Origin of the sequence: Mesorhizobium sp. B1-1-6 (genome assembly GCF_006443035.1) — a bacterium.
GTDB lineage: Bacteria > Pseudomonadota > Alphaproteobacteria > Rhizobiales > Rhizobiaceae > Mesorhizobium.
The window spans coordinates 217,164-229,029 of sequence record NZ_VFWR01000006.1; the positions used below are offsets into that span (position 1 = coordinate 217,164).

Annotated in this window: 13 protein-coding genes and 3 pseudogenes; 6 read left to right on the forward strand and 10 right to left on the reverse strand. The window is 62.0% G+C overall.

Annotated elements, in window-relative coordinates; genetic code table 11:
* Together FJ979_RS14360 and FJ979_RS33470 are read left to right on the forward strand one after the other, a co-directional pair.
* Window positions 1-484: pseudogene (locus tag FJ979_RS14360) on the forward strand (transposase); the annotation flags it as partial.
* 110 nt (window positions 485-594) lie between these two features.
* Window positions 595-719 (forward strand): annotated as a pseudogene (locus FJ979_RS33470) (type IV secretory system conjugative DNA transfer family protein); the annotation flags it as partial.
* 917 nt (window positions 720-1,636) lie between these two features.
* Here FJ979_RS33470 and FJ979_RS14365 read toward each other — a convergent pair.
* The 7 genes from FJ979_RS14365 to FJ979_RS14395 all read right to left on the reverse strand — a co-directional run bounded on the left by FJ979_RS14365 (window position 1,637) and on the right by FJ979_RS14395 (window position 6,019).
* Window positions 1,637-2,401: an ABC transporter ATP-binding protein gene (locus FJ979_RS14365; RefSeq protein ID WP_140581727.1), complete on the reverse strand. Its 765-nt coding sequence runs from the start codon at window positions 2,399-2,401 to the stop codon at window positions 1,637-1,639.
* Window positions 2,394-3,554, reverse strand: a complete 1,161-nt coding sequence (locus FJ979_RS14370) for a hypothetical protein (RefSeq protein WP_140581730.1) — start codon at window positions 3,552-3,554, stop codon at window positions 2,394-2,396. The genes FJ979_RS14365 and FJ979_RS14370 overlap by 8 nt, the downstream gene beginning before the upstream one ends.
* Window positions 3,555-3,635: 81 nt before the next feature.
* Window positions 3,636-4,037, reverse strand: a complete 402-nt coding sequence (locus FJ979_RS14375) for a periplasmic heavy metal sensor (RefSeq protein WP_140581733.1) — start codon at window positions 4,035-4,037, stop codon at window positions 3,636-3,638.
* Entirely contained in the window at window positions 4,034-4,468 is a 435-nt protein-coding gene (locus FJ979_RS14380) for a hypothetical protein (protein ID WP_140560075.1), read from the reverse strand. Before FJ979_RS14380 ends, FJ979_RS14375 begins: the two co-directional genes overlap by 4 nt.
* The gene (locus FJ979_RS14385) at window positions 4,465-5,061 is read right to left on the reverse strand and encodes a sigma-70 family RNA polymerase sigma factor (RefSeq protein ID WP_140560074.1); all 597 of its coding nucleotides are present in this window, start codon (window positions 5,059-5,061) and stop codon (window positions 4,465-4,467) included. Before FJ979_RS14385 ends, FJ979_RS14380 begins: the two co-directional genes overlap by 4 nt.
* Window positions 5,062-5,157: 96 nt before the next feature.
* Window positions 5,158-5,538, reverse strand: coding sequence for a hypothetical protein (locus FJ979_RS14390; protein ID WP_224704888.1), 381 nt, complete (start codon window positions 5,536-5,538; stop codon window positions 5,158-5,160).
* Between the two features lie 46 nt (window positions 5,539-5,584).
* Window positions 5,585-6,019, reverse strand: coding sequence for an EF-hand domain-containing protein (locus FJ979_RS14395; protein WP_140581735.1), 435 nt, complete (start codon window positions 6,017-6,019; stop codon window positions 5,585-5,587).
* 252 nt (window positions 6,020-6,271) lie between these two features.
* Between FJ979_RS14395 and FJ979_RS14400 the strand changes: the two genes are divergently transcribed.
* Genes FJ979_RS14400 through FJ979_RS14410 form a run of 3 tightly spaced genes read left to right on the forward strand, consistent with a single transcriptional unit; the run spans window position 6,272 to window position 7,652 of the window.
* On the forward strand, window positions 6,272-6,694 hold the full coding sequence (locus tag FJ979_RS14400; protein ID WP_140581738.1) for an EF-hand domain-containing protein: 423 nt from the start codon (window positions 6,272-6,274) through the stop codon (window positions 6,692-6,694).
* Between the two features lie 36 nt (window positions 6,695-6,730).
* The gene (locus tag FJ979_RS14405) at window positions 6,731-7,156 is read left to right on the forward strand and encodes a BA14K family protein (RefSeq protein ID WP_140581741.1); all 426 of its coding nucleotides are present in this window, start codon (window positions 6,731-6,733) and stop codon (window positions 7,154-7,156) included.
* A gap of 52 nt (window positions 7,157-7,208) precedes the next feature.
* Window positions 7,209-7,652 (forward strand): VOC family protein, encoded by a 444-nt coding sequence (locus tag FJ979_RS14410; RefSeq protein ID WP_140581744.1) that lies wholly within the window; start codon window positions 7,209-7,211, stop codon window positions 7,650-7,652.
* Between the two features lie 891 nt (window positions 7,653-8,543).
* Here the strand turns inward: FJ979_RS14410 and FJ979_RS14415 are convergent.
* The 3 genes from FJ979_RS14415 to FJ979_RS14420 form a co-directional block, all read right to left on the reverse strand.
* Window positions 8,544-8,759, reverse strand: a complete 216-nt coding sequence (locus FJ979_RS14415) for a hypothetical protein (RefSeq protein ID WP_140581746.1) — start codon at window positions 8,757-8,759, stop codon at window positions 8,544-8,546.
* A gap of 414 nt (window positions 8,760-9,173) precedes the next feature.
* Window positions 9,174-9,317 carry a hypothetical protein gene (locus FJ979_RS32540; RefSeq protein WP_181171884.1) on the reverse strand — a complete coding sequence of 48 codons (144 nt, stop codon included), beginning with the start codon at window positions 9,315-9,317 and terminating at the stop codon, window positions 9,174-9,176.
* Window positions 9,314-9,958 (reverse strand): autotransporter outer membrane beta-barrel domain-containing protein, encoded by a 645-nt coding sequence (locus FJ979_RS14420; protein ID WP_140581749.1) that lies wholly within the window; start codon window positions 9,956-9,958, stop codon window positions 9,314-9,316. The genes FJ979_RS32540 and FJ979_RS14420 overlap by 4 nt, the downstream gene beginning before the upstream one ends.
* 991 nt (window positions 9,959-10,949) lie before the next feature.
* On the opposite strand from FJ979_RS14420, the pseudogene FJ979_RS14425 reads away from it, so the two are divergent.
* Window positions 10,950-11,844: pseudogene (locus FJ979_RS14425) on the forward strand (restriction endonuclease).
* The last annotated feature ends 22 nt before the right edge of the window (window positions 11,845-11,866 follow it).

Below are 11,866 nucleotides of genomic sequence, written 5' to 3' on the forward strand. Positions count from 1 at the left end.
CTCGAAGGTGTGGAACTTCCGATCCTTGAGGTTGCGTAGCCGTGGCGCAAGGCGGCCGGCACCAAGGTGCTGTGCGCGACATGGCAAAGGTGCCGCGTCTACTTCATGAGGAACGTGCTGGCCCATGCCGGCAAGAGTGGCCGCAGGGTCGTCTCAGCCTTCATCGCCACCGCTTTCGCCCAGGAGACGCTCGAGGCCGCGTCCGTACAATGGCGCGCCGTCGCCGACCAGATCCGGCCGAAGGTGCCGAAGCTGGCGACAATCATGGACGACGCCGAGCTCGACGTGCTGGCCTACATGACCTTCCCGAAGGAACATCGCGCCAAGCTCCACTCGGCGAATCCGATCGAGCGTCTCAACGGCGCAATCCTGCTCGAATAGAACGATGAATGGGCAGTGCAGCGGGCCCAGATATATGACTCTGGAAACGATCAGCCAGATGAGCGATGATCCCATGATCAGCCTGCCAGGCGTGGCGCGCTGATCAACCCGGCCCATGCCGGAGAGCACGGCGACCAATGCCGCCAGCTACACCACGCCGCGGGACACGATCCAACGCGTCGATCCCGAAGGAGCGCTGGAGCGACGGAACCAGAGCGCCTGGAGGGCGATCCAAAGAAGAGCCGCAAGCATCAACCGCTGATGATGCTGGACGAATTCCCTGCGCTAGGCTAGGTCGCGTCGACTTCTTCGAGACCGCGCTCGCCTTCATAGCCGGTTCGAATCCGACCCCGGGAACATTCAGTGCTGATCAAATATGGCGCAACTGCTAGAGTAAGCACCGCTGCGGGACCGCTTATGCTATACGCAGGAAGGCCTTCGGGCCTCCCTTTTGTCGTGTGCGGACGGTGGCGTTGAATGTTGCAGGACCTCGGCCCTGAATCGGATCAAGGCTTATAGCCGCTCAGCGTACCTGGCGGTTTCCGCAAGCCTTAGAGTCCCGTGGCCGTCGGCATTTTTCGGCTGCGCAAAGACCTCAAACGGAACGGTCGTTGGCGGGTTTCGCTCACGCCGAACTGCCAACTTTGTTGACCGACGCAGCTATAGCTGAACGGATCGGGAAATGGTGTAGGAGTGGTGTGGATCATACGGTGCTTTTGAAGCTATGACAGCCAAGCGCCATATCTCTCCGTAAGTCACTGATTTTTTTTGGAGAAATTTGGTAGCGGGAGAGGGATACCGTCAATACAGTGCAGCCACGGAGTTCGTTTGCTAACTCGACTTCTTTGTGAGTTACAGGGCAGTTTGCAGCCTCAAATCGTGTCCCCGCAACCACTTTCATCATAAATCAATAACCGTCCCGGTCTGACCGGGGCGGTTTTTGCGTTTAAGGGCTGTTCAACGTCCAGAATGGCTGAGTTACCGCCCCGCCCCCCCTTGGCCTCGGCGTGATCCCGCGGCTCGATACGCTGGGTGAGCCTATCGCGAGCAACAGGTTCGGGCGGTATGTCGATCGCCTAAGCCGCGTCACATAAACTGAACATCATCCGCTTTGTGTGCCTGTCTACGGATCGTCAAGTTGGCCCAAGGCTGCCGGTCGGCAATGCGCCTTATTCCGGTGGTTCGGGATGTCTTTGCCATTACCCAAAAGCAGACGTCACCCGAAAGCCATCCCCCCTCGGCAAAATATGCCGTGTTACCTCCTTTGCCAGCTCATGGGTTCCGACAGCGCCTGCATAACGTGGAGCTCAAAGGCGCCGGGCGCGTGGCTGGCCTCGGCCAACTGCCGGGCGTCCCACTCTCGGGCAATGCCGCCCTCGGCCAGAAGCACGGCGCGGCTGCACAGGCCGGGAACCGCTTCGACCACGTGGGTGGAGATGATGACGGCTCGGCGGCGGCTCGCCGCCAATGCAAGGATGATGCGTTTGACCTCGAAGGCGGCAAGCGGATCAAGGCCGTTCAGGGACTCGTCGAGGATCAGCAGCGGCGGCGCACCGAGCAGAGCCGCGGCAATGGCGATCTTGGCCCGCGTACCGAGTGAATATTCGGCGATTGGCCGGTCGATCCAGCGCTTGAGCCCGAGCCGTTCGGCGACATTGACGCCGGGCCAGTCATCTTCGGCACAGCCGCGGATCGAGGCGACGAGCTGGAGATATTGCCGGCCGGTCAGCGCCCCCGGCAGGTCGGGCGGCTCGATGGCGAGGCCGAAGCCGGACTTGGCGCGCTCCGGCGCAGCGGCAAGATCGACGCCGTCGATCGCCACGCTTCCCGCGAGCGGCCGGATCTGGCCGGTGATCGCCCTGAGCAAAGTGGACTTGCCCGAACCATTGGCGCCGAGCAGGCCAAGGATGTCACCCCGGCCGAGCGATAGATCAATCCCGCTCACGACTACGCGGCCACCATAGCCGGCGCTGAGCCCGCGAACCGCGAGGATCTCGGCAGGATCGATGCTACTATCCATGGCGATATCTCCGTTGCGCCCGATGCCACAGGAACAGGACAAGGGCGGCAAAGCCGATCAGCACCGTGCGCCCATATTCGAGCGATTCGTAGCTGGTGTAGGCGATGGCGCTGAGGAAGCTCAGCGCGGCGACGAACGGCGCCGTCATGAAATAGGCGCTGAACACCGCATAGGCGCCGTTCAGCGCCAGCAGCCAGAAGCCGCTGGCGAGCGGCATCGCCCAGGCCGATGGCTCCGCCGCCACGGCAGCGCCTGCCGGCAGGAGAAAGAAGGCTACCGACAATTGCAGGGGCAGCCGCGCCAGGCGCAGCCAGGCCCTGGTAAAGCCGAGCGGAGCCGTGCGCAGCACCGGCGAGCCGAGCGGATGGAAGCGCGCGCTCAGCATGAAGACGAGAAGGCCGCCGGTCAGGCCGGTCATGGCCGCCGGCACGGCATCGTGATGAACGAGGCTGATGGCTGCGGAAAGGGCCGCGACGACACCAAAGAAGACGGCAGCGCCCACCAGTCGCCAGGACGGGCGCACATGGCTAGCCGGCTGGCCCCAGGCCCAGCTGGAGAGCCAGGCCGGCGCCAAACGATCGAACGCGCCGAGCCAAGGCCGACGCCCGCCCGGATCGCCCGCCAGATCGGCGGTGTCGGTGTGGACCAGGTCGCGAGCGCTCCGCAGGCGCAGCACGGCTGAGACGCCGAAGCCAGCGCCAAACAGCATCGCGGCGCCGAGCCCCCAGACCGGTGCGAGTGGTTTTGCAATTACGAAACAGCCAAGGCCCACCGTCGCCCCGACGACGGAGGCAATGGGAACGCCCAGCACACACGCCGCCACCGCCGCCATGCGCCGGCGCTGCACGAGCGAGAGCGGCAATGCCTTCAGGAAGGGCGCGAAGGCGTGCGACAGGCAAAGTCTCGCGATCGCGTTGCCAGCGAAACCACCAAGGCCGAGAAGTGCCGCCGGCAAGCCAAAAGTCCACAGCGACTGCGGCTGCCGCAGCGTGGCTGCCGCCGTCTGCAAAGCGACAGCGATATCAGTGATGGCATAGGCAAGCAGAACCCCGCCGCCGAGCCCAATCCAGGCAAGGTCGCGGCGGCGCATCGAGCGCAGGCCAGCCAAGAGCTCGCGCCGGAGCAAGGTCAGGACAAGCCTGTCGTGCCGCATTGTTCCATCATCGCGATCGCAGACCGGTTGGATATCGACATAGGTCGGCGACGATTGTGCCGCCAGTAGGGCCGTCGCGCCTCAACCTCCCACGGCGGGCTTGGCGTTGACATTCTTTATCGCGGCCAGGAGATAGTCCTGCATGGTCGCCTGCAGGTTGGTCGTTGCGCTGCGCACCGCCGCCATCGCGTCCTTCACCGCCGCTTCGTCAAAGGGTTTGGCTGATTGTGCCGCTGCCAGATTGGCGCGCGCGGCACGCAGTTCGCGCAGTGCCTGGAAGGTGCGCGCGCGGTTGTCGCGCAGCACGCCACGGAACTCCTTTCTCACCTCGGGCGGATAGCTGCTGGCAATCTCCGACAACAGAACGCGCGCCGCCGCGCCCTGGCGCTGGCCGCGCATGGCATAACCGACCAGGAAGAAGTTGACGGCGAGCGACAGCGCAAGCAGCACCAGCGTCGCCGTCCGTGTCCAGGAACGCTTCAAAGCGAGCCCTCCTCTGCCGGATCATCCGCGACAACACCGCCATCGGCCAATGACGAACCCGACGCCAACGCCAGAAGCTCCGTATCCGACGGATCGTCCTGCAGCCGCGCCACCTGGTAGCCGGCCAGCGTCACCGCCACGACCACAGCAGCGGCGCAGGCCGCGAGCCCGGTCGGACTCAAGAGCAGGCGCGGCAGGAAGGACGGGCCAGCCGAGCCGGCTTCGATGCGAGCCAGCACATTGCGTGCCAGTTCCTGGTCGTCGCCACCGGTCAGCGCCGCCTCGAGCACGAGTCGGTCGAGCGCGGCATCGGGATCGTCATTCCGCTCCGCTGCCATCAAGGCCAGCGCCTGCTGGCGGAAAGGCGCCGGCCATGCTTCGACGGTATCGCCGAAGCGGCGCCTGCATCGTTCAAATTCGTCCCGTGTCATGAGGACTTCCTTTCGCGGCCCACGGCCGCCATTGCCAAATGATCCCTGAGCGCGCGCCGTCCGCGGACAAGCAATTGCTCGGCCGAGCCGACGCTGCTGCCCATCACCTCGGCGATCGCCGCGATGTCGAGGTCGCCGACGGCCCTCAGGAGCACCGCCATGCGCTGCCGTTCCGGCAGGCGCGAGAGCCGGTCACGCACGATCGTCAATTCCTGCCGCGCCGCGGTCGTCGCTTCGGCATCCGCCTCCGGCGACGCTAACTCGTCCCTTATGTCGTCCAGCCCGATGAAACTGCGTAGCGCCCTGCGTCGACGCTGGTCGATGCACCGGTTGGCAGTGATCCGGTAGAGCCAAGTCGAAGCCCGCCCTCTGACCGGATCGAACCGCGCGGCCTGTTTCCAGACGGTCACGAACACCTCCTGCACCACATCCTCGGCGTCGCCAGCACTGCCGAGATAGCGCGCGGCAAATATCCGCAGCCCACGGCCATGGCGGGCGATAAGCTCGGACAGCGCGCTTTGGCTGCCCGCGGCGATGCGCGCCAGAAGCTCATCGTCGCCACGGGGCTCATCATGTCGCACGGCGGCGGGCATCCACGGACGAGACTGCTGGTTCGGCGAATCCGAAATTCGCATCGATCAGGCGGAGCACAGAAACGAATTTCGGATTCAAATCCATCACACCAGATGTCAGCGCCGCCAGCGGCGGAAGCCGTGGACCGTGTTGCCGTTCGGGCCGGTGAAACTGCCGGCCGAGCGGCCCCGGAACGGCCCGCGCGCCGACACTCGTTTTCCCGAAAAGGTCTGCCCGTTCGGCCCGGTGCCAGAATAGCTTCTGGCGCAGCGGTCAACAACGCCTCCCACGCATTTGGAACTCGACGTGTAGGTGCCGCCATTCGGACCGGTGCGGGTGGTCGAGCCGGTGTAGACGTTGCCGTCCTTGCCAACGCTGCGACTGATCTCGCCGCCATGCGCGGTCGGGCGCTGCCACTCCTCGGCCGAAGCCGGCGAAGCTGCTGACCAGACAAGCATCGCACCGAGACAGAACATCGGAATCTTTACCGAAGACAAAATGTAGTACTCCTTGTTTTGTAAAGGGAATGATAGCTGCCGATCATCAGTTGGCGTGCTCGGCAACCAGCTTGCGGACGGAGGCGATCTCATCGGCGGAGAGCTTGCCGTCACCATCTCGGTCCGCAAGGTCGAACAAAGGCATGCTGCTGACGAATTCCTGCTCGGAGACCTTGCCGTCGCCATTGGCGTCCATGCGCCGCCAGCGGCTGCCGAGCCGCGCCTGTGCCACCTCGGCGCGATCCTTGATCGCCTGGCGGGCGCTCTCCATCTCCTTCTCGTCGATTACGCCATCGCCATTGCGGTCGAGCTTCCTGAACAAGCGCTCGCGGGCGGCCGTCATCTCATCCTTGGAAATGGCGCCGTCGCCATTGGTGTCGATCCGTTGCAGAATGCGCTGGCCGGGCATGTCCTGTGCCTGCGCCGCAAAGAGCGGTGTAAGCCCGATGAGCAGACCCGCAATGAGTGCAGAGCGTTTCATGATGGTGGTCCTTTCGTGTCCAGTCGCGGGGAGCGACTGCTGACCGATACGCAGCGCCGGCCTGGCTCCTACGCTCGACGCGGAGGATTCTTTGCCGACCTGCCAATCTCTGTCGCGGCGGGATAGGCCGTTACGCCGGCACCATTCTTGAAAAAAATCACCTCGCGCCGCGTAGGGGCACGGAAGGCGCCGCGTAGAAGGCTCTGCAAGGACGGTCCGCGGCGGACCATCCGATCCAATGCGGAGACCAGCATGAATAAGATCGTCATGGCCTTTGCCGGCCTGCTGCTTGGCGCGGGAAGCGCCTGTGCGGCGGACGGCAGTGCCAAGGAACTCTTCCGGCGCATAGACACCAACGGCGACCGCAAGCTCGAATTCAGAGAAATCCAGGCCGCGCGGGCGCACATATTCGACCGGATGGATGCCAACCACAATGGTTTGCTCGACGCGGGCGAAGTGCGCGCGGCGGTGGAACAGGTGAAGTCGAAGCGTGACTTCCAGGCCGCCCAATTCGGCGGCTTCCAGGCGCAGGCCGACCGCATCGACCGCAATGGCGACGGCAAGATTTCGCGCGCCGAGTTTGCCGCCTTCATTCCCGACCGATTGCTGCAGGCGGACACGAACGGCGATGGCTCGCTTTCGATCTCCGAACTGCGGGCGCTCCGACGTCAGTAATCCCAACCCTTCGACCCCATCCACAGGAGTGAAAAGATGAAACGGACAATCACAGCGTTTTGCGGTTTGATGATCGGAGCTACGGTGCTGGCCTCGCCGGCCCAGGCCCTGCCGGTCGTGCCGACCTCTGCCCCGGCATCGGTCACCACAGCGCCGACGCCGGTCTGGTTTCGGCGCGGCTTCTACGTCGTCGGCGGCGGATACTACTACAATGGCTATCGCGGCTATGTGCGCGTGCGACCAGGCTATCGCTATTACAACGGCTACTGGTTCCCCGCCGCCGCCTTTGCCGCCGGTGTCGCGGCCGCGTCCGTCGCACCCTTGCCGCCGCGTCCCGCCGTCCGTCTGGAAGCAGCGCATATACGCTGGTGTTACGAGCGCTACGTCTCCTACCGCGCCTGGGACAACAGCTACCAGCCCTATAACGGGCCTCGCCAACAATGTTGGTCGCCCTATAGTTGAAGGCTCTTCGCTGAGAGCCTTCAACCCTTTCAAGGCAGCATAGGAGATGACCATGATCGACAACCGCTCGATGCCCACGAGCACGGTCATACCGGTGCTTTCGTATCCCGATGTCGAGACGGCCAGCCATTGGCTTTGCGGGGCCTACGGGTTCGAAATACGGCTGATGATCGGCAATCACCGTGCCCAGCTCGGCTTCGGAGACGGCGCCATCGTTGTCACAGAATTGAAGTCTGGCGGACTGACGCGGACAGGTGGGCCATTCGCAGTGATGGTACGCGTCGAGGATGTCGACGCGCACCACAGCCGAGCCGCGCGGCATGGCGCAGTTATTCTCAGCGGCCCAACGAGCCATCCCTATGGCGAGCGTCAATATTCCTGCCGTGACCTCGCCGGCCACAATTGGACCTTTTCGCAGTCGATAGCTGATGTAGTGCCCGAGGACTGGAGTGGCATTGCGGTGCAAAGCTCAAAGGGTCCTGATGTGGAGAGCTGAAACCAACCTGCTGCAGCGACACCGTTTGGATTGCGAAGCCGTTGCGCTGCCGGTCTGCTTTCGGCCCCATTGCGGACGTCAGACGGTCTACAATTGGCCATCGACTGGGATTCGTGGAAGCTTTTCGAACTTTCTGGGTTGCGTATCGGCCCGAATTTCGCGGGCTTATGAAGGACGTTGGGGCGGCTGAACTAGCCGCGGTGCAAACTTGATCGCGATGCTCATCTGGGGTTCGAGTCGGTAGACCGCTACATCGCAAGACCCACTATTGAGGGCGCGTTCTTTTGCTATCGCCGGCATGCAGCGTGAGCAAGTTGCGTTCGATGCCGTGCGGTCGAAAATCGCGACCCGTGGCGATGATGGATGGGGCAGATACGTAAATAAAATCAGCTAGTTACGAGCTTTTGTGTGCAAAATTCGCACACGAAAGTTCTGCTTCTCTTCTTTTTTCGTTCCCACGACGGAGCCGCCGACAGCCCTTCTCGGATGCTCTTCTGCCGACGATATTGACCGCTCCAATGCGGATGTTCGCCGGGATATCCGTGAACCTCATGATCCGCCGCGGCGTCCAGTTTGCCTGGGCTTCCTGGAAGCTTTTCGAACTTACTGGGTCGCGTCCCAACCCGAATTACATGCGCTTTCGGTTTGGCTGGTGGAGCGTTATCCGCACAATAGAATTCCGCACATGGTTTCCGCACACAAACCATTCTTCGGATCGCTATCCGGGCGCAACTTAGGGCGATGTCCGGAAAGCGGTCGTATTCCGGACATCAACCGTTGGGGCAGGCACGTGTTCAGGGACCAGCGGGACTGGGCGATGCGGCGCCAATCCGATCCTGCACGCGAGGCTGGCGCAATGGCTTCCGCCCTTGCTGCTGCCGACGATCTCTCCTACTGCTGATCGGGCGCTTGCAGGGCGGAGATGCAGTGTTCCAGCCGGTGCAGTCGCCACTTGCGGGAATGGATGTGATAGCCGAGCTCGGTGAGCCTTCGTGGCCTCAAGGCCGCTCTCTCGGAAACCAGCTCACCTTCCAACTGGGCGATTTCCTGCCTGAGCTGTTGAGCATCAGCAAGCCGCAGTTGCCGAATCCAGCTTCGACCGCGCATTCTCGGTGCTCCGAATGCTCTAAGAAAAGTCTCGGAGACCGCTGCTGCTAGGGGAGTTGATCGGGCGCTGTTCGAAGTCAAGCAATGTTCTATCCTGCATTCGCATTCAATGGCTCGCGCCCGGCGAGGCTTGTGCCGCAAACCCGCGTTTCAATATGCCTCAGCATCCCCGATCGGCAACCCTTCAAGTGCACATTTTCGAAGATCGGATCTGGACGACGTCGACCCGCGCTCTGCGCCTCAAAGTTACGAATCAGCGGAAGGAAGATCATGGTCGGGTCGCGGGCAGGGCGCCAGCCTGCCCAGGCCGTCCACCACTAGCCGGTCTGCACGCAAAAACCCGCCAGCCAGTCTGACGGGGCGATGCTCCAGTAGCGCTTGGACTAGCACTGCATGCGGGAGCCCACGGTGCCGTCACGGAGCGGCTGTCGCCGAAGTTCTCAAGGGCGGTTTTCGCCAGCGCTTCGCATAGATCGAGTATTTGTCGTTGTCGAAGTTGATCGAGCCGCCGATACCGATGCCGTCCCACAGATTGTCGCTCTTGCTCTCGAAATTCACGCCGCCGACACCCACGTTCGAGCCGCCGTAATAGAGGCTGGCGATGCCGTAGATATGGGACCGGTTCGTCTTGCCGGCGCCGTTGTCCCACTCGGTCTGCCAATCGAGCGTGATGCCGAGCCGGGCGTCAGGTTGTCGACCGAGCCTAGCGACACCGGTGCGCCGAGCACGTCGGTGAAGTCGTCAAAGTTGACCGCCGAGCAGATCAACTGCGCCTGCGGCGTGGTGAGCCATTCCTGGGTCAAGGCGATGCGCTTGCCGGCCTCGATGCTCAGCGCGTAACCCACGCCCTTGTTATTGTCAGCCATTCTTCCGGCCAGATTGGAGTCGAGATCGCTGTCAAACCAGGTGACCTGCGCCTGTCGGTCGACATAGAACCCGTTGGTTGCATACCAAGTCAGCGTGCCGCCCACGCCATAGCCCTTGCCCTCCACCGAACCGTCGGCCGACGGCGAGCTGACGTCCGCCGAATAGGTCCCGAAGTTCAGGCTGACGCCGCCGACCAGTTCGCCGCCGTCGGTTTGGGCAAGAGGCTTGTCCACGCCCGCCCTGAACTTCCAGCTCGACAGGTCGTAATCGGCGCTCGCGGGCCTCATTTTATATTGTGGAGAGCTAATGGATTTTCCGCCCGGCAATTCCAAGGAGCGAGCTCCGCAAGCCGAAAGGGAGGTAGTTGGGTTGGGTCGCAGGCAGGGGTAGGTGGCGGACGCAGAGCAGGCCGTGTTTGGCCTTTATGCGGGCTCTACCCCATCCAAGGAAGAACTAATGCGTCTCAACATTAGTTGTAACTAATGTAGATACACTTGGTTCCAAGGGGCATTTCGTGTCCTTATTCAGCTTTTAGTGGACATCAACTGTGGCCCATTCGCCACAATCTCCCGCGCCAGCTTGAATTTGCTGAACAGGTCATTGATTCTCAAGAAGATCTTACCATTATGCGCTTTGTGAGAATCTGGGGAGGCGATGATGATGCGGTGCGGCGTATTCATCTTTGTGGGGAGCGGCCGGTGGTGACGAGGGTCACGCGCCGTCTGCGCTCAGACACCGCGAACCTCTCAGTTCGATTAGTTTCCGACACCACACAGCTTCGAATAGGCAATGGCAGCCTTAATCCGGCAGGACAGGTGGGCTGCGGCTTGCTGGCGCCATGGCGGTAAAGAACACATGAGCACGCGGAACAATTCCATGCAGTCTCGTCCCCAAGCGCAAGAGCGCCAGGTAATCTTGGGCCAAGATCATCCGCGGCGAGCCGACGACCGTGTTCTGTCAGGATCCAGTCGTTGCTTTCTAGGTCGTTCCAAGCCCACTCGATATATCCTGCATTTGCCAGCCGTCGTAGAAAGGCGTCTGCTTCTACAGCAGGATATCTCAGACGTTCGATCGCCGTAGCGAGAGGCGATAGTGCGTCTCTTGATGCCTGACAAAGAGATCACGGACCGTTTTCAGATCGATACCGGCCACGAGGGGATGCTTGGACATTTTTGGAATGAAGCCTTCAGCGACGCTAGTTAGATATATCGACTCTCGCCACCGAGCATAATTCGCACTGATCAGCCGGGAAAGTCGTGCAATCACAGTGGGGAAACGAAGTAGGTGGTCGCGTCAAATCCCCCGGCACGATATGGCTATCTTATGGGACATGGGGTCTTCATTCACCGGTCGGATTCGATCTACGACGACAGTCCTGCGGAATGCTATCAGTTTCCCAGGCAGTATCTGGGTCGGGTGCAACAATGCGTCGGCGACTGGATTGTCTACTACGAGCCCCGAAAAATCCGTGACACACGAGCCTACTTCGCTGTTGCGAAGGTTCGTCAGGTCATCCCAGACCCCGGCACGCCTGGCATGTATCTCGCGTTGATCGAGCCGGGCAGCTATCTGGATTTTTCGGGTCCGGTGCCATTCCAGGATGGTGAGGCTATCGTCGAGAAGGGGCTGTTGAATGATGAGGGCCGGATATCGGGCCGTGCGCAATCAGCCGTGCGGCCACTGTCGAGCAAAGATTTCGAGCGCATTCTCGCGCTTGGCTTGGATGACAACGAGCCTCTCCTTCCGCGCGTCGACGAAGATTTGAACTCAGATGGATTCTCGGAAGCTCAGGTCCCCTTCATCCTCGAGCAGGACCGGGCCCGGGTGAACTACCTTGCGTCTCGCCTGGTTCGAGATCGGGTATTCCGCAAGATTGTGCTGCGAGCCTACGACGCTCGTTGTGCCGTCACCGGCCTGAAACTCATCAATGGCGGCGGACGGGCCGAGGTTGCAGCAGCGCATATTCGGCCCGTCGAGGCCAACGGACCGGATATCGTCAGCAACGGTCTGGCACTTTCGGGACAGCGCATTGTTCGACCGCGGCCTGATCAGCCTGCAAGACGATCTCGAGATCCTGATTTCCCGGCAGGCTAACGATGTCGACGGCATCAGAGCGATCATCAACAAGAGCGGCCGCGCACTGACTGCGGCCAGGACGAGTGAACGGCCGCACCCGCATTTCCTGGCCTGGCATCGCGAGCACTGTTTCAAGCATTGACCGAGTGCCTGGATGCCCCCGG

Bases quoted from the DNA above. Each gene is read 5' to 3' on its own strand.
- FJ979_RS14365 (WP_140581727.1), bottom strand. From the start codon at position 2,401: ATGGATAGTAGCATCGATCCTGCCGAGATCCTCGCGGTTCGCGGGCTC.
- FJ979_RS14380 (WP_140560075.1), bottom strand. From the start codon at position 4,468: ATGACACGGGACGAATTTGAACGATGCAGGCGCCGCTTCGGCGATACC.
- FJ979_RS14410 (WP_140581744.1), top strand. From the start codon at position 7,209: ATGATCGACAACCGCTCGATGCCCACGAGCACGGTCATACCGGTGCTT.
- FJ979_RS14415 (WP_140581746.1), bottom strand. From the start codon at position 8,759: ATGCGCGGTCGAAGCTGGATTCGGCAACTGCGGCTTGCTGATGCTCAA.
- FJ979_RS14395 (WP_140581735.1), bottom strand. From the start codon at position 6,019: ATGAAACGCTCTGCACTCATTGCGGGTCTGCTCATCGGGCTTACACCG.
- FJ979_RS14385 (WP_140560074.1), bottom strand. From the start codon at position 5,061: ATGCCCGCCGCCGTGCGACATGATGAGCCCCGTGGCGACGATGAGCTT.
- FJ979_RS14370 (WP_140581730.1), bottom strand. From the start codon at position 3,554: ATGCGGCACGACAGGCTTGTCCTGACCTTGCTCCGGCGCGAGCTCTTG.
- FJ979_RS14405 (WP_140581741.1), top strand. From the start codon at position 6,731: ATGAAACGGACAATCACAGCGTTTTGCGGTTTGATGATCGGAGCTACG.
- FJ979_RS14400 (WP_140581738.1), top strand. From the start codon at position 6,272: ATGAATAAGATCGTCATGGCCTTTGCCGGCCTGCTGCTTGGCGCGGGA.